Annotated in this window: 14 protein-coding genes and 1 tRNA gene; 11 read left to right on the top strand and 4 right to left on the bottom strand. The window is 67.3% G+C overall.

The window, feature by feature from the left end:
* Positions 1-284 precede the first annotated feature (284 nt).
* The 5 genes from GLP40_RS30640 (at position 285) to cmrA (ending at position 4,976) form a co-directional block, all read left to right on the top strand.
* Positions 285-863 (top strand): PadR family transcriptional regulator, encoded by a 579-nt coding sequence (locus GLP40_RS30640; RefSeq protein WP_154791495.1) that lies wholly within the window; start codon positions 285-287, stop codon positions 861-863.
* Complete coding sequence (locus GLP40_RS30635; protein ID WP_154791494.1) at positions 860-2,887, top strand: NADPH-dependent 2,4-dienoyl-CoA reductase; 2,028 nt, start codon at positions 860-862, stop codon at positions 2,885-2,887. The genes GLP40_RS30640 and GLP40_RS30635 overlap by 4 nt, the downstream gene beginning before the upstream one ends.
* Complete coding sequence (locus GLP40_RS30630; protein WP_154791493.1) at positions 2,887-3,477, top strand: VOC family protein; 591 nt, start codon at positions 2,887-2,889, stop codon at positions 3,475-3,477. Before GLP40_RS30635 ends, GLP40_RS30630 begins: the two co-directional genes overlap by 1 nt.
* 135 nt (positions 3,478-3,612) lie before the next feature.
* A complete protein-coding gene (locus GLP40_RS30625) occupies positions 3,613-4,044 on the top strand; it encodes a DUF4189 domain-containing protein (protein WP_196054853.1) in 432 nt (143 codons plus the stop codon).
* Between the two features lie 137 nt (positions 4,045-4,181).
* Positions 4,182-4,976 (top strand): mycolate reductase, encoded by a 795-nt coding sequence (gene cmrA / locus GLP40_RS30620; RefSeq protein WP_328290839.1) that lies wholly within the window; start codon positions 4,182-4,184, stop codon positions 4,974-4,976.
* Positions 4,977-4,990: 14 nt separating this feature from the next.
* Here cmrA and GLP40_RS30615 read toward each other — a convergent pair whose 3' ends face one another.
* On the bottom strand, positions 4,991-6,757 hold the full coding sequence (locus GLP40_RS30615; protein ID WP_328290838.1) for a helicase HerA-like domain-containing protein: 1,767 nt from the start codon (positions 6,755-6,757) through the stop codon (positions 4,991-4,993).
* 210 nt (positions 6,758-6,967) lie between these two features.
* Between GLP40_RS30615 and orn the strand changes: the two genes are divergently transcribed.
* The 3 genes from orn (at position 6,968) to GLP40_RS30600 (ending at position 8,657) form a co-directional block, all read left to right on the top strand.
* Positions 6,968-7,579, top strand: coding sequence for an oligoribonuclease (orn, locus tag GLP40_RS30610; RefSeq protein ID WP_154791533.1), 612 nt, complete (start codon positions 6,968-6,970; stop codon positions 7,577-7,579).
* Positions 7,580-7,645: 66 nt separating this feature from the next.
* Positions 7,646-7,718: transfer RNA gene (locus GLP40_RS30605), tRNA-His, on the top strand.
* 315 nt (positions 7,719-8,033) lie between these two features.
* Complete coding sequence (locus tag GLP40_RS30600) at positions 8,034-8,657, top strand: TetR/AcrR family transcriptional regulator (RefSeq protein ID WP_328290836.1); 624 nt, start codon at positions 8,034-8,036, stop codon at positions 8,655-8,657.
* Between the two features lie 143 nt (positions 8,658-8,800).
* Here GLP40_RS30600 and GLP40_RS30595 read toward each other — a convergent pair whose 3' ends face one another.
* Positions 8,801-8,962, bottom strand: a complete 162-nt coding sequence (locus tag GLP40_RS30595; protein ID WP_154791489.1) for a hypothetical protein — start codon at positions 8,960-8,962, stop codon at positions 8,801-8,803.
* A 153-nt stretch (positions 8,963-9,115) separates the two neighbouring features.
* Here GLP40_RS30595 and GLP40_RS30590 point away from each other — a divergent pair, with 153 nt between their 5' ends.
* Entirely contained in the window at positions 9,116-9,922 is an 807-nt protein-coding gene (locus tag GLP40_RS30590) for a nuclear transport factor 2 family protein (protein WP_328290835.1), read from the top strand.
* A 321-nt stretch (positions 9,923-10,243) separates the two neighbouring features.
* Here GLP40_RS30590 and GLP40_RS30585 read toward each other — a convergent pair whose 3' ends face one another.
* Positions 10,244-10,384, bottom strand: coding sequence for a hypothetical protein (locus tag GLP40_RS30585; protein WP_154791488.1), 141 nt, complete (start codon positions 10,382-10,384; stop codon positions 10,244-10,246).
* A 147-nt stretch (positions 10,385-10,531) separates the two neighbouring features.
* Entirely contained in the window at positions 10,532-11,080 is a 549-nt protein-coding gene (locus GLP40_RS30580) for an LppP/LprE family lipoprotein (protein WP_154791487.1), read from the bottom strand.
* 220 nt (positions 11,081-11,300) lie between these two features.
* Between GLP40_RS30580 and GLP40_RS30575 the strand changes: the two genes are divergently transcribed.
* Both GLP40_RS30575 and GLP40_RS30570 read left to right on the top strand, forming a co-directional pair.
* Entirely contained in the window at positions 11,301-11,786 is a 486-nt protein-coding gene (locus GLP40_RS30575; protein WP_154791486.1) for an Lrp/AsnC family transcriptional regulator, read from the top strand.
* 223 nt (positions 11,787-12,009) lie between these two features.
* Positions 12,010-15,504: an indolepyruvate ferredoxin oxidoreductase family protein gene (locus GLP40_RS30570; protein WP_154791485.1), complete on the top strand. Its 3,495-nt coding sequence runs from the start codon at positions 12,010-12,012 to the stop codon at positions 15,502-15,504.
* The last annotated feature ends 202 nt before the right edge of the window (positions 15,505-15,706 follow it).

The following is a 15,706-nucleotide window of genomic DNA, read 5'->3' as shown; positions in this document are numbered from 1 at the left end:
CCGCTCCAGTTTCGAACGATTCGGAAGCGCGGAGTGGCCCAGGCGGCTTCGGGATGTGACTGCCGACACATGAGAGGGCGTCACAGTTGAACGCTGGGGGCGCCTCCGGAAGTGTCCGAGTCGCCAGGGGAAGCGAAGGGCATCGCGGTTTCGGCGGAGGTCGTGGGTGAGGCCCCGAAGGCGCGGGTGATGGAGCCCGGGAAGGTGACCGTGCTCGGTGCTGCGCATCGACGCAATTATGCACTGAATTGCATAGTACGTCTCGTAGCAATTACCCTGGCGGCATGGCCCTCGAACACGCGCTCCTGGTATCGCTGACCGAACGCGCCAGCTCGGGGTATGACCTGGCGCGACGCTTCGACAAGTCCATCGGATTCTTCTGGAACGCCACCCACCAGCAGATCTACCGCGTGCTCAAGCGCATGGACGAACAGGGCTGGGTGAACGCCGAGACCGTGCCCCAGGAGGGACGGCCCGACAAGAAGGTCTACACCGTCTCCGATGCCGGCCGGGCCGAACTGGTTCGCTGGATCGCCGAACCCGCCGACCTGGAACCCATGCGCAACGAACTCGGCGTGAAGCTGCGGGCCGCCGCGCTCGGCGATGTCCCCGCGCTCATCGCCGAGGTGAAGCGCCACCGCGACCAGCACGCACACCGACTCGACCTGTACCGCGCCTTCGAGAAGAAGGACTACCCCGCGCCGGATCGACTCACCGGCCCCAAGCTGCACCAGTACCTCGTCCTGCGCGGCGGCATCCGCGTCGAGGAGGGGTTCGTCGACTGGTGCGACGAAGTACTCGACGCCCTGAAACGCGACACAGCCCGGTCGCAGGCGTCCGAACCGAAAGGCTCTCGGCAATGAGCGCGTACCCGCATCTGTTCGAACCCCTGGACCTGGGATTCACCACGCTGCGCAATCGCGTGGTCATGGGTTCCATGCACACCGGCCTCGAGGATCGGGCCTGGCACACCAACCGACTGGCCGCCTACTTCGCCGAACGGGCCAAAGGCGGTGTGGGACTGATCATCACGGGCGGCTACGCGCCCAACCGCACCGGCTGGCTGCTGCCATTCGGCGCCAAGCTGACCACTAAGACCGAGGCGTACCGGCACCGCGCCGTCACCAAGGCGGTGCACGCCGAGGGCGGCAAGATCGCACTGCAGATCCTGCATGCGGGCCGCTACTCCTACATGCCGACCAGCGTGTCGGCGTCGGCCATCAAGGCCCCGATCAACCCGTTCAAACCGCGCGCCCTCTCCGCCAAGGGCGTCGAGGAGACCATCGACGATTACGCGCGCTGCGCCGCCCTGGCCAAGTTCGCCGGGTACGACGGCGTCGAAATCATGGGTGGTGAAGGGTATTTCATCAACCAGTTCCTGGCCGAGCGCACCAACAAGCGCAAGGACAAGTGGGGCGGGTCGCCGGAGAACCGCCGCCGCATCGCCGGTGAAATCGTGCGCCGGGTGCGCGAGGCGGTCGGGCCGGACTTCATCATCGTGTTCCGACTGTCCATGGCGGACTTCGTGGAGAAGGGCCAGACCTGGGACGAAATCGCGGCCGTCGCACAGGATGTCGAGGCCGCCGGGGCCACCATCATCAATACCGATATCGGCTGGCACGAGGCCCGGGTGCCCACCATCGTCACCTCGGTGCCACGCGCGGCGTTCGTGGAGTGGACCGCGAAGGTCAAGGACATCGTGGACATCCCGGTATGCGCCTCCAACCGCATCAATATGCCCGAGACCGCCGAGGAGATCCTCACCCGCGGCGACTCCGACCTGGTGTCGCTGGCGCGGCCGCTGCTCGCCGACCCGGACTGGGTGCGCAAGGCGCAGGACGCGCGGACCGACGAGATCAATACCTGCATCGCCTGCAACCAGGCCTGCCTGGACCACGCCTTCCAGGCCAAAACCGTGTCCTGCCTGTTGAATCCGCGCGCCGGGCACGAGACCGAGCTGAAACTGCTGCCGACGCGGCGCACCCGCAGGTTCGCCGTCGTGGGCGCGGGCCCGGCCGGGCTGTCCGCCGCGGTCAGCCTGGCCCAGCGCGGGCATCATGTGGACCTTTTCGAGGCCGATGACAAGATCGGCGGTCAGTTCGACATCGCGCGGCGCATCCCGGGCAAGGAAGAGTTCAGCGAGACCATCCGCTACTACACCCGGCAGATCGAAATCACCGGCGTGCGTTTGCATCTGCGGACCAAGGCCACCGCGGAGCAGCTCATCGCGGGCGGCTACGACGAGATCGTCCTGGCCACCGGCGTGAAGCCGCGCATCCCCAACATCCCGGGCATCGACCACCCGAAGGTCCTCACCTACGCCGAGCTGGTGCGTGACGGCAAGCCGGTAGGCAAGAAGGTAGCGGTCATCGGCGCGGGCGGCATCGGCTTCGACGTGAGCGAATTCCTCACGGTCGAAGGACACCCCAGCCTCAAGCTCGACGAGTGGAAGGAAGAGTGGGGTATCTCCGACGACCCGACCGTCCCCGGCTTCGTCACCACCCCCAAGCCCTCCCCCGCCGCCCGCGAAGTCGTTCTCCTGCAGCGCAAGTCGTCCGCCTTCGGCAAGGACCTGGGCAAGACCACCGGCTGGGTGCACCGGGCCGCGGTCAAGGCCAAGGGCGTCGAGCAGATCGGCGGCGTCAATTACGAGCGCATCGACGACCGTGGCCTGCACATCAGCTTCGGCGAGAAGCGCCACCGTCCGCGGATCATCGAGTGCGACAACGTGATCCTGTGCGCCGGCCAGGAATCCGTGCGCGACCTGCAGGAGCCGCTGCGGAACGCGGGCATGAAGGTGCACCTCATCGGCGGCGCCGACTTGGCCGCCGAACTCGACGCCAAGCGCGCCATCAACCAGGGCACCCGCCTGGCGGCGGCGCTGTAATGCCGAACCTCACCCGCCTGGGACTGCCCGGAGACGAGAGCTCCTGGGCGGCCCTGGGTTTCACCGTCACCGACGGCCGCTTCCCCATCGGCGGCGTCGCCTGCACCCTGGGCGAGCCCGCCTGGGGATTCGACGAAACCCATGCCGCCCCGGCTACTCTCGGTGTCCCCTACCTGGAATCGTCCGCACCCGAACTCGATTCCACGGTTGCCCACCCGAACGGCGTGACCGCCATCGACCACGTCGTGTACTGGGCGCCCGATCTGGACGACGCCGTCACCGATCTGACCGCCGTCCTGGGCATTCCGCCACGCCGCCGCTTCTTCCCGCGCGGCCCGCAGGGTCCGGAGATGGCGTTCTATCGCGTCGGCGAGCCCTTCATCGAGGCGGTGTCCTCCGGCAAGGCGCCCGCCCTGGTCGGCGTCGCCTTCCTCGCCCCCGACCTGGACGCCACCGTGGCCGCCGTCCGCGCCGCGGGCGGCCCCATCGGCGACCCCAAACCCGCCGTCCAGGGCGGTCGCATCGCCGGCGTCTGGCATGGCCATCTGGATTGGGGCATCGCGTTCATGGAGCCGAAACCCAGGAATTGAGCCACGGCGGCGGGAAGTTACCGTCCAGAATCGAAATGACCTATACGCCAACCGATTCAGATGGTCGGAGTTGTCGTACCGCCCTGCCATGATCGCGAAGCACCTGCTTCAACGATCCTGGGGGAGAAATTCTCTATGCATCTGTCTCGTAAGACCGCCACCGGCGTGGTGGCCTCCGCCGCTTTCGCTCTGATCTCGGGCGGCATGGGTACGGCCAATGCCGCCGAGGACCTCTACGGGGCCATGGCGGTCTCCGATCAAGGCGACCATTGGGCGGGTTCCACCGCGTGGAACGCCCACGACCAGGGCACCGCGGACGCCGAAGCGCTGCGCCGGTGCGGGCACGCCAACTGCACGGTGGCACTGCGCTGGTCGAATGGGTGCGCCGCCCTCGTCGACCGGGACGGCACCTTGTACACGGGCCTCGGCTACACCCTGGCCGACGCCGAGCACAATGCCTTCGCGGCCGCCGGTCCCGACCCGAACCCGCTGATGGTGAGCCTGGGCAGCGCCGACCCGAGCACTGCCCAGCTCCTCGACTCCCAGTGCACACGCAACGCGGGCTGACCGATACCGCCGACGCGGGCTGATCGGCTCGGTGGCGGCGGGCCGATATTCCCGGGCGGGGTGGGCGCTGCTCGCGCGCACCCCGCCTGTCGGTCCCGCCCACCGAGATCACTCATGCATGAGTAGGCTCGGGACCCGTGAGCCTGCCTGTACCCACCGCCGACAATCGTGCCGTCGTCACCGGAGCGTCCTCCGGGATCGGCACCGCCCTCGCCGAAGAGCTTGCCTCGCGGGGCTACTCGCTGATCCTCGTCGCCCGGCGCGGCGATCTGCTGGCCGAGCTGGCGCAGCGGCTGACCGAGCGGTACGGCATCACGGCCGAGGTGCGCGCGGTGGATCTGTCCGACCGCGATCAGCGCGCGCCGCTGGCCAAGGAGCTGGCCGCGCGGGATATCGCGATCCTGTGCAACAACGCCGGTGTCTCCACCTTCGGCCCGCTGGCCAAGCTGGACCTGGACTACGAGCGCGACATCATGGAATTGAATGCCGTCGCCGTGCACGACCTCACGCTGGCCGTGCTGCCGGGCATGCTGGAGCGCCGCGCCGGCGGCATCCTGATCACCGGGTCCGCGGCCGGCAATATGCCGATTCCGAACAACACCACCTACTCCGCGAGCAAGGCATTCGTGAACACCTTCTCCGAGTCGTTGCGCGGTGAGCTCAAGGGCACCGGCATCAATGTCACACTGCTGGCCCCCGGCCCGGTGCGCACCGACAATCCGGACCAGGAGGAGATGGGCAACAAGATCCCGGAGTTCATCTGGGTCACCGCAGCCCACACCGCCAAGATCACCATCGACGCGCTCGCCCGCAACAAGATGCGCGTGGTCCCGGGCCTGATCAGCAAGGGCATGAGCCTGGCCGGGCAGTTCGGCCCGCGCTCGATCACCTCGGTGGTGGCCGGCGCCGCCTACAAGAAGCTGGGCAGCTGATCAGCGACGCCGCTCTACCGCTTCCGGGTGCCGAAGATGCTGCGGCTGATCTCGCGCCCGGCGACGGTGGCCGCCGACCGCAGGAAATTCTTGAACGCAGGGTTGTTGACGATCTTCTCGGCCATCGATTCCTCCTGCGGCACGGGCTTGGCCGACCGCGAGCCCTTGACCGCGGTCTCCTCGGCCTGCTGTTGCGCGGCCGCCTGAATCTTCGCGGTCAGGATCTCGGAAGCCGATTCCGCGTCGATGGTCCGGCCGTACTTGCCGTACAGCGTGGACTGCTGTGCGCGGGAACGGATTCCGTCCTCGCCGATGGTGTCCATGAGCGAGCGCGGCGGCTGCATGCGCGCCCATGCGACCGGGGTGGGCGCGCCCTGCTCCGACAGGACCGTCACCACGGCCTCACCGATACCCAGTGAGGTGAGCGCCTTCTCGAGGTCGTAGGTGGCGGTCTTGGGGTAGGTGCGCACCGTCTTGGACAGGGCCGCCTGATCTTCCGGAGTGAACGCGCGCAGGGCGTGCTGGATGCGCGCACCCAGCTGGGAGAGCACGGGATTCGGGATGTCGGTGGGCAGCTGGGTGCAGAAGAAGACGCCGACGCCCTTGGAGCGGATCAGCTTCACGGTCTGCTCCACCTGGTTCAGGAACGCCTTCGATGCGCCGTTGAACAGCAGATGCGCCTCGTCGAAGATGAAGACCAGCTTGGGTTTGTCCACGTCGCCGACCTCGGGCAGGGTCTGGAACAGATCGGCCAGCACCCACATCAGGAAGGTCGAGAACATCTGCGGCCGCGCGGCCTGCGCGCCCAGCTCGAACAGGGTGATGACGCCCTGCCCGCCCGCGGTGCGCATGAGGTCGGCGGGCTCGAGCTCCGGCTCGCCGAAGAAAGTGTCGCCGCCGTCGGCCTCCAGATTCACCAGCGCGCGCAGGATCACACCCGCGGTCTGCGCGGAGACACCGCCGATGCCTTTGAGATCCTGCTTACCCTCCGGGCTGATGAGATACCCGATGACCGAGCGCAGGTCCTTCAGGTCCAGCAGCGCCAAGCCGCTCCGATCCGCCCAATGGAAGATCAGGCCCAGCGTGGATTCCTGGGTTTCGTTGAGGCCCAAGGCCTTACTGAGCAGGATCGGACCGAAGGAGGTGATGGTGGCGCGGATCGGGACGCCGATGCCGCCGGTGCCGAGGGAGACGAACTCGCACGGAAAGCCCTGCGGTGTCCAGGCCGGGTCGCCGGTCTCGCGGGCGCGGGCCAGCAGCTTGTCACTGGACTGTCCCCGCTGGGCCAGGCCCGACAGGTCGCCCTTGATATCGGCCAGCACCACCGGCACGCCCGCCGTAGAGAGCTGCTCGGCGATGCTCTGCACGGTCTTGGTCTTACCGGTACCGGTGGCGCCCGCGACCAGGCCGTGACGGTTCATGGTCCTCATCGGGATCCGTACGCGCGCATCGGGATGAACGGCGCCGCCGACGATGACGGTGCCCAGCTCCAGCGCCAGGCCCTCGATGGCGTAGCCGGCCGCGATCTCCTGGGCGGCGGCCTCATCCCGATCGGCCGAATCAGTAACCGCCGCAGCGGCTTTCGTTTTGCCCGTGGCCTTCGCTCCCGAATCCGCTTCGGCAGCAGCGTCCTCGTCGGCGGCGGCCGCCTTGTCAGCCGCCTCCTGGTCGGCGGCTTCCTTCTCGGCCGCCTCGGCGGCGGCGGCCGCTTCCGCCGCGATCCGCGCCGCCTCCTCCGCCGCCTTCCGTGCCGCCGCTGCCTTCTCCTGCGGGGTGGTCACTCGCGCTTCCTCCGTCCGCTCTGCCAACTGCGACTGCCCTGCGAACCGATGTCCTCGGAACTGTCCAACCAACATGCCGACCGCTCGTTATGCGCCCGATCTATAGAGAACGATACTGCCCGGTCGGGCGGCGGGAGCGGCCTCGACGCGGCGGGCAGCCGGGTCGAGGAACACCGAAGGATTAGTGTTTGGCGGGTGACCGACAAGTACATGGTGTGGATGGACTGCGAGATGACCGGCCTCCGACTCGACAGCGACAAGCTGATCGAGGTGGCCGCGCTCGTGACCGACAGTGACCTCAATATCCTCGGCGAAGGCGTGGATATCGTCATCCACGCCGACGACGCAGCCCTGGCCGCCATGCCGCCGGTGGTGACCGAGATGCACGCCCGCTCCGGGCTCACCGACGAGGTCCGCCGCTCCACCGTCTCCGTCGCCGAGGCCGAGCAACAGATCCTCGACTACATCAAGCAGTACGTCCCCACCCCGCGCACGGTCCCGTTGGCCGGCAACTCGATCGCCACCGACCGCGGCTTCATCGCCCGCGACATGCCGACCCTCGACGCGCACCTGCACTACCGCATGATCGACGTCAGCTCCATCAAGGAATTGGCCCGCCGCTGGTACCCCCGCATCTACTTCGGCCAGCCGGAGAAGGGCCTCACCCATCGCGCCCTCACCGACATCAAGGAATCCATCCGCGAGCTGGAGTACTACCGACGCACCGCCTTCGTCGCCGCCCCCGGGCCGTCGACGACCGAGATCGCCGCGGTCGCCGCCGAATTGTCCGCCCCCGCCGAACCCCCCGTAAACCCCTCCTGAACAGCCGATTAGGTACTCGCGGCGCGGACACGTTACGATCTACCGCGCCGGAAGTTACCGGTAATGGTGGCTGTAGTTCAGCTGGTAGAGCACCAGGTTGTGATCCTGGGTGTCGCGGGTTCGAGTCCCGTCAGCCACCCTCATCGGCCCAGGCGAGAGACGATTCTCTCGCCTGGGCCGAACTGCGTATTCGAGCAGTCGAGCTCCGTGAGATTCGAAACGTCACCTGATTGCGAAGAACCCAGCGCCGGCCAGGTCATCTCCAACATCGGCGCATTCGGTGAGGCGTAGCGGTCGAACCTCCTGTTACGTCCGCACCGCCCGGTTGCTTCCGCGAATCGGCGCTGCCATGCCACGAGCGAGGGTCGGAGACCCACCGAATGAGAATCAGGTGATTCATATAGAATCGCCCGGTGTCGATTCGTGGGCGTCGGTCGGGTGCGAGGATGGAGCGGTGAGCGCTCCCAAACTCTGGCGCGGTCAGACGCTTCAGGATCGATCCGGCGAGCGACGCGATCAGCTTCTCGACCGCGCGTTCGACTTGCTCGGCGCGGGAGGTGCCGGCGCTGTCACCATGCGAGCGGTCACGCGGGAGGCCAACCTGAGCCCCCGGTACTTCTATGAAAGCTTCGACAGCCGCGAGACGCTGCTCGCCGCAGTCTACGATCGCACCGAAGGCGCTCTGCGCGAACGGCTTTCGGCCATCGCGCCAGGAGCCGATCCGCACGCGGCCATCAGGACCGGACTGGAGACGTGCGCCGACTTCTTCGAGGAGGATCCCCGACGGGCGCGGGTGCTGTTACGCGAACCACTGGCCGACGACAGCCTGCGACGGCATATCACCGAGCGCACCCCGGCTGCCGTCCGCGCACTGGCGCCCATGTTGGGCAGCAGTGCCGATGACCTGTTCGCCAGCAGTGACGACACACTCGCCACCTTGGGTACGGCTCTGGCCGGCGCGCTGACCGCGGTCTATCTGGAGTGGGTCGACGGTCATCTCGCGATCGGCAGGGATCAGCTTGTCGACAACGCGGTCGCGATAGTCGTTTCGCTGCTGAGCCCCGCCCTCGGGCAATGATCGCCTCTCGCGTGAGGCAGCGAACCACAGCCCGTAGCGCCGGCCACGAGTAGGCGTAATCGTCCAGCGAGAAGGTCCGGCTCGACCACCTGTCCACCAGTAGGGACCGGACAGGGTGAACACGTTCGGCAGTTTCGGCAAGCTCACGCCTTCGTAGGACCGCAGGGGCTGCGTTGCGCAGAAGTCACGCGATCGAAGCCGTCGGCGATCCCCTCGCGGCGCAGGCTGACCACCATACCGACTCCGGACAGACCAGCGCCGACGATGACGATCCGCCGATCGGATGCGGGCACGCCGGCGGTCATCTGCGGCTACTTCGGTAGCGGGACAGCGCATCCCGAATCGAGCGATTCAACATGGATCGCGGTTCGACTCCGCCCCCACAATGCCGAACACCAATTGACATCACTTGATTCAAGATGAATCATACGATTCACGATGGTGATCGCGGTGATCGCGTGACCCCCACCGAGCCGGCCTCGCCGAAGGCGTTCTCGGCCGCACCCGCTCATGAGAAAGGGAAAGCAATGTTCACCGAGGAAAAGTTCCAGCAGGCTTTGCGTACGCCGCGGCTCGCCCGCCCGGTACCGGAGTTTCTGAATGCCAACCGCGGAGCCCCCGTCCGCGCGATCCCCGAACATGAACTGCAGGCCACAACCCGCGCCTGGTTCGACAACTTCGAACGCAAACTCGAGTTCTACCGCAAACTCGGTGTGGACCTGTCCTGGCTGATGGATTGGGCGAAGAAGTACTGGTGGAGCTGGATCGACCGCGACATGAGCTACAACCACGAACTGTATGCCGCCGACATGCGCTACACCGATGTCACCACGTTCGGGCGCACCATCGTCGGCATCGACGATTTCGTCACCTACAACATGGCCTTCTTCGACGCCATACCCGACTGGCGCTACGATCCGCTGCCCGACCAGATCTACATCGATGTGACCCCGGATCATAAGGTGCGCACGGTAATTCGCTACATCGGCAGCGGCCACTGGAGCGGACCGCTGCGTCTGTACCCCTACGACGGCAGCGGCCCCGTCATCTACGGCACCGGGCGCTTCCTGCAATGCCCCGCCGTCGACCGCTACCACTTCAACGAACAGGGGCTGCTCGAAGAAGGCGAAACCCTCTACGACGCGATCGACGCGACCCAACGCGCGGGAGTCCTGCCCCGCGACGACAGCTGGCAATTCAAAGCACTCTTCGCAGCCTCTCGTGTGCCCGCCATAGCCGCCAAGATTCGCGCAGGGGTCCACTGACAGCACCCCTCGATCGAGGGGGCACAACACCCGCATCGAGGCCGGGACCAGTGCTGTCCCGGCCTCGCCGAGCCGAGCTCATCGGTTCTCATGGAGCCGAGGCAAGAACCTCGACCGCCAGATGCGCGCCGTGCAAGCTCCGTATGCCAGTTCTCTGGTCGAGCTCGATCCAGACCCCGCGTCCTCCCGCCATCGGCATCCTCGACGCCGGCCTCACCCGGCCATCGCGGGTTGTGGGGAGCCGCTGCGGCCGAACTTCAGCGCCGGATCGTCGATCGGGCCCTTGCGCAGCCGTTCGACATCGGAAGCGTAGGTCACCGTCTACGGGCCGGAGGTGCCCTGCTTGGGCAACGCGTTCGCCACTCGCTGGACGTAGCCGGCGTGGAAGTCCAGCAGCGGGCGCCGCTGCACAGCCTGGTCGGCGACCGGCTCCATGGTGTCGTAGCCGCGATCGTCCATCATGGCCAGCATTCGGCACAGGTGCTCGCACGCCAGGTCCAGCTTCGAAGTGGCTGGTGTTCCCCCGAATCACCTGCACCACAATCACAATCGCCTCGATACCCAGCGGGCAGCGGATGCGGATGACCGGGCAGACCCGGACGCGCGGGTTCAGGCGTGGGGCGGGAACTGACCGACGGCCGTGACCTTGGTGCCGTCGAGGGTGAACGTGACCACGCTGGGCCCGCCCTGCGGGCAGCACATCGGGTCATTGCCGTTGAGCCAGTGATAGGTGAGAGACAGCGAGGTGCGGGTCTTGCCGGTGACCATCGTGTACATGTACGGGTCGGGCGTGGCGGTCCCCAGATACGTCCCGCTGGTGAAGAAGAGTACGTGGGTATAGGGGTGATTGGTGTCGGAGTTCACCATCATCCAGGACAGCACGCCGTCGCAGCCCGAGGCGATCTGATCATCGCTGGCCTGTCCCGCTTGCCAACCGCCGACCGGGGGCGGGGAAAGCCGGGCGATGGCCGAGCGGGCGAGGTCGGAGTTCGGGTCGAAGCAGAGCCCGCGACCGCTTCCGGCGGGAGCGGCCGAGTGCTGGGCGGCAGCGGTGACGGTGGTCGTCGCCGGGCCCGTGGCGGTGGTGCCACCACAGGCGGCGGTGACCGCCGCGAGGGCCGCAGCCATCGCGAGCAGTGCCGCTGACCTGGTTTTCATGCTTCCTCGCCGCTCACGTTTCACGCCTGGATCATCGGGGCCGTCCGAAGTCGCGTTATCGAGAGGATATCGCCGCAAGAGGCGGCGCCGCAGCGCCGATGGATACGTCCTTGCGCCTCAGCAGGATTGCGGCCCGCCAAGGCCCGGGCCGCCGCTACTTCGCGTAATCCGCCACGTTCCGGCCCGCCGTCCGGGCCCGGCCGCTGTGCGACAATGCGGCATGAGCATCAAGATCGACGGCCTCGATTCCGCGCTGCTCGCGGAGTTGGCGGCCGATCCGCGGGTGCCGATTCTGGAGTTGGCGCAGCGGCTGGGGATCGCGCGCAACACCGTGCAGGCGCGAATGAAGCGGCTCGAGGCATCCGGGGTGGTGCGGGGATATCCACCGGACGTCGATCTGCAGGCCATCGGGTTCGCGGTGCACGCATTCCTGGGTATCGAGTTGGACCAGAACAAGATGAACGACATCGTCGAGGCCCTGCGGGACTTCCCGAATGTGCTCGAGGTGCACGCGACGACAGGACGCGGGGATCTGCTGGTGCGGATCGCGGCGCGGTCCCAGCCGGATCTGCTTTCCATCATCCAGCGCGTGCACTCGATTCCCGGCGTGAAGCACACAGAAACCATGCTGGCCCTGGCGACTCCGGTCGAGTACCGATCGCTGCCGCTCGTCGAGCATCTGACGAGCCGGACCGCCGCCGAATGACGAACCGGTCCCGGCGCATCAGGAGATGAGCCGGGGCCGCGGACGCTCGAGCACATTGCTGCGCGCGCCACAGTGTTCCAGATCACTTTTGAGCAGTCTGATCAACTTTTCGCGCGACTGTTGACACAGATCACACATCACGGCAGATTTCGCTGCACCGATCGCTTTGTTCCCTTCGTTTGCAGCTCACGATCTGGGCTGTGGAGAGTGGTGGTGACTGTTCATGACCGACGTTGCCTGCGCGCCTGTCCGACAGGCCGAACCGGCTGCGCCCTACGACCTCGCCGACCGCTACCGGTCCGGCGCGGGTCCGGTCCTCCTCACCGGAGTGCAGGCCATCGCCCGCCTGCTGGTGGAACAGCACGTTCGCGATATTCGCGCCGGTCACCGGGTCGCGACGTTCGTGTCCGGGTATCAGGGCAGCCCGCTGGGCGGGGTCGACAAGATGCTGCTGGGCATGCCGAATGTGCTGGCCGAACACGACATCACCTTCGTGCCAGGCTTGAACGAGGAGCTCGCGGCCACCTCGGTGTGGGGCAGCCAGGCGGATCTGCCGACCGGGACGCCGACCCACGACGGCGTGGTGGGCGTCTGGTACGGAAAGGGACCCGGCGTGGACCGCGCCACCGATGCCATTCGGCACGCGAACATGTACGGAGTGAATCCGCGCGGCGGCGTGCTGCTGCTGGTGGGCGACGACCCGGCCTCGAAGTCCTCGACCGTGCCCGCGGTGAGCGAGCGGTCGCTGGCGGCCATGGGAGTGCCGGTGCTGTTCCCGCGCAATGCCCGCGAGATCATCACCATGGGCATGCAGGGTGTGGCGCTGTCGCGGGCCTCGGGCTGCGTCGTGGCCATGAAGATCGTGGCCGATGTCGCCGACGGCGCGTGGACAGTGGATTCGTCGGTCGCCGAGCTTCCCATCGCGGTGCCCGAGGTTCGTTGGGAGGGAAAGGCTTTCGCCTACCGGCAGCGGCCGATGGCGGCGCCCGCGGACAGCGTGCTGGCCGAGGCCGACCTGTACGGGCCGCGCTGGGCCACCGTGCGCGCTTTCGGAGAAGCCAATGCTCTCGATGTCATCGAGGTGGCTCCGGCGCATGCGCGGATCGGCATCGCGGCCACCGGCACCACCTTCGACGCGGTGCGCCAGGCGCTGCTCGACCTCGGCGTCGACGAGGCGGCCATGCACCGCGCGGGCATTCGCCTGCTCCGCATCGGCATGCCGTATCCCGTTGGGGCACAGCGGGTCACCGAGTTCGCGCGGGGTCTGGAACAGGTGATCGTGGTCGAGGACAAGACCGCGTTCATCGAGACCCAGATTCGCGAAATCCTGTACGGCACCGCCGATGCCCCGCGCATCCTCGGCAAGCTGGACGGAAACGGCCTGCCCCTCATGCCGTTCGACGGCGAGCTCACCGCGGGCCGGCTGCTGGCCCCGCTGCGGCGGGTGCTGCGCGATCGCATCGAGCTGAAGAAGGCTCCCCCGCCGCAGCTTTCGCTGGAGGTGCTGTCGGCCAAGCGCACCCCGTACTTCTGCAGCGGCTGCCCGCACAACCGCTCCACCGCCCTGCCCGAGGGCTCGATCGGCGGTGGCGGCATCGGCTGCCACACCCTGGTCACCCTGTCCGGGCGCAGCGACAGCGCGGTCACCGGCCTGACCCAGATGGGCGGCGAGGGCAGCCAATGGATCGGGCAGGCGCCGTTCACCGACGTGCCGCACCTGTTCCAGAACATCGGCGATGGCACCTTCTTCCACTCCGGCCAGCTGGCCATGCAGGCGTGCGTGGCGGCGGGGGTGAACATCACCTACAAGCTGCTCTACAACGAGGTGGTCGCCATGACCGGCGCGCAAAACGTGGAGGGCGGGCTGACGGTCGCGAAGCTGACCCACAAGCTGACCGTCGAGGGCGTGAAGCAGATCATCATCTGCGCCGACGATCCGAAGCGACACAATAAGAAAGCGCTGGCCAAGGGCACGTTGCTATGGCATCGCGACCGGCTGGACGAGGCGCAGAAGATGCTGCGCGAGATCAAGGGCGTCACCGTCCTGATCTACGATCAGCACTGTGCGGCCGACGCCCGCCGCCAGCGCAAGCGCGGCACGCTGCCGGTGCGCAATACCCGCGTGGTGATCAACGAGGCGGTGTGCGAGGGCTGCGGTGACTGCGGCACCAAGTCCAACTGCCTGTCGGTGCAGCCGGTGGAGACCGAGTTCGGGCGCAAGACACGCATCGACCAGACTTCCTGCAATACCGACTACAGCTGCCTGGACGGAGACTGCCCGTCCTTCGTGACGGTGGAGCTGAACCCGAATGCGAAGGGACGCAAGGGTTCCAAGCACGCGGTGGCGAAGCGTCGGAAGGCGGCCGAGCCTCCGACGGCGGCCGAGCCGGGATTCGGCCCTCCCCTGGGTACGCAGAACGTGCTCATCGCCGGCATCGGCGGCACCGGCATCGTCACGGTCAACCAGGTGCTGGCCACCGCCGCACTGCGGGCCGGGTACGCGGTCGAGAGCCTGGACCAGATCGGGCTGAGCCAGAAGGCCGGCCCGGTGGTGTCTCATCTACGTTTCTCCACAACGGAATTGGAGCCGTCGAATCGGCTCACCCCGGGCAGCGCGGACTGCATCATGGCCATCGATCTGCTGACCGCGGCCGACCCCAAGAACCTGCAGTACGGTAACCCGGGCGGGACGGTGGTGGTCGCCTCGACCAGCAAGACCCCGACGGGTGACATGGTCTACGACAAGTCGGTCGCCTACCCGGAGACCCGGCCACTGCTGGATCGACTTGCGGCGGTGTCGGATTCGCAGTTCGACTTCGATGCCCTGGCGGCCGCTCAGCAGCTGTTCGGCAATACCGCCGCCGCCAACTTCCTGATGGTCGGCGCGGCCTTCCAGACCGGCGGTCTGCGGCTGCCCGCCGCGGCGATCGAAGAGGCGATCCGCATCAACGGGGTCGCGGTGTCGGCCAATATCGCGGCGTTCCGCTGGGGGCGCGTGGCCATCGCGGATCCGGCCGCCTTCGCGGCGGCCACCGATTCCGCTGCGGCGCAGCCCACTCCGCATATCGCCACCGACGAGCTGCTGGCGGGAACCAGCTTCGAGGGTGAGGTCCGTCGACTGGTCGAGTTGCGGGCCGCCGAACTGGTCGGCTACCAGAACGCCAAGGTCGCGCGCTGCTACGTCGACACCGTCCAGATCGCCTGGAACGCCGAGCGCGCGGTCACCGAGCGCACCGGGTTCAGCGAGGCCGTGGCGCGCGGACTGTACAAGTTCACCGCCTACAAGGACGAGTACGAGGTCGCCCGCCTGCTGGTCGACCCGGCTTTCCTGGACGAGGTGAAGGCCCAGGTCCCCGGCGGCGAGAACCTCACCTACAAGCTGCATCCCCCGATGCTGCGTGCCCTCGGCCGCAAGAAGAAGATCGGCCTCACCCCGAGATCCCATGCGGCTCTGAGGCTGCTCGCCAAGGGCAAGGTTCTGCGCGGCACCAAGCTCGACCCCTTCGGCTACGCCCACGTCCGAAAGCTGGAGCGGGAGTTGCTGTCCCACTACACCGCGATGATCCACCGCCTCGCCGCCGACCTGACGGCCGACAGCTACGCCACCGCCATGGCGGCGGCCGGACTGCCCGACCTGGTCCGCGGCTATGAGGACGTCAAGCTCGGCAATATCGAGCTCTACCGTGCTCGCCTGCGCGAGCTCGGCCTCGACAGCTGATACGCCCGACCGTGCCCGGGCCCGGCGCCCAGCTGGGCCGCCTTCGGAACACGGACCCGGTAACGCGGTCCGCAACACGCGAATTACACACCAGCCCATCATAATTCGGCGACATCCTGTGCCTGCCGCCGGACCAGGGTGACCTCATGCCGCCGAATCGGCGTGAGATCACCGGACCCACACCCCTGATGCGCCGTCGGAT

Source organism: Nocardia aurantiaca (assembly GCF_009708175.1).
Classification (GTDB): Bacteria; Actinomycetota; Actinomycetes; order Mycobacteriales; family Mycobacteriaceae; genus Nocardia; species Nocardia aurantiaca.
This window is presented reverse-complemented; position numbering and strand designations above follow the sequence as displayed.

Excerpts from the sequence above, each read along its gene's own strand:
- GLP40_RS30640 (WP_154791495.1), top strand. The coding sequence starts at position 285 with ATGGCCCTCGAACACGCGCTCCTGGTATCGCTGACCGAACGCGCCAGC.
- GLP40_RS30635 (WP_154791494.1), top strand. The coding sequence starts at position 860 with ATGAGCGCGTACCCGCATCTGTTCGAACCCCTGGACCTGGGATTCACC.
- GLP40_RS30630 (WP_154791493.1), top strand. The coding sequence starts at position 2,887 with ATGCCGAACCTCACCCGCCTGGGACTGCCCGGAGACGAGAGCTCCTGG.
- GLP40_RS30625 (WP_196054853.1), top strand. The coding sequence starts at position 3,613 with ATGCATCTGTCTCGTAAGACCGCCACCGGCGTGGTGGCCTCCGCCGCT.
- orn (WP_154791533.1), top strand. The coding sequence starts at position 6,968 with ATGGTGTGGATGGACTGCGAGATGACCGGCCTCCGACTCGACAGCGAC.
- GLP40_RS30595 (WP_154791489.1), bottom strand. The coding sequence starts at position 8,962 with ATGACCGCCGGCGTGCCCGCATCCGATCGGCGGATCGTCATCGTCGGC.
- GLP40_RS30585 (WP_154791488.1), bottom strand. The coding sequence starts at position 10,384 with ATGATGGACGATCGCGGCTACGACACCATGGAGCCGGTCGCCGACCAG.
- GLP40_RS30580 (WP_154791487.1), bottom strand. The coding sequence starts at position 11,080 with ATGAAAACCAGGTCAGCGGCACTGCTCGCGATGGCTGCGGCCCTCGCG.
- GLP40_RS30575 (WP_154791486.1), top strand. The coding sequence starts at position 11,301 with ATGAGCATCAAGATCGACGGCCTCGATTCCGCGCTGCTCGCGGAGTTG.
- GLP40_RS30570 (WP_154791485.1), top strand. The coding sequence starts at position 12,010 with ATGACCGACGTTGCCTGCGCGCCTGTCCGACAGGCCGAACCGGCTGCG.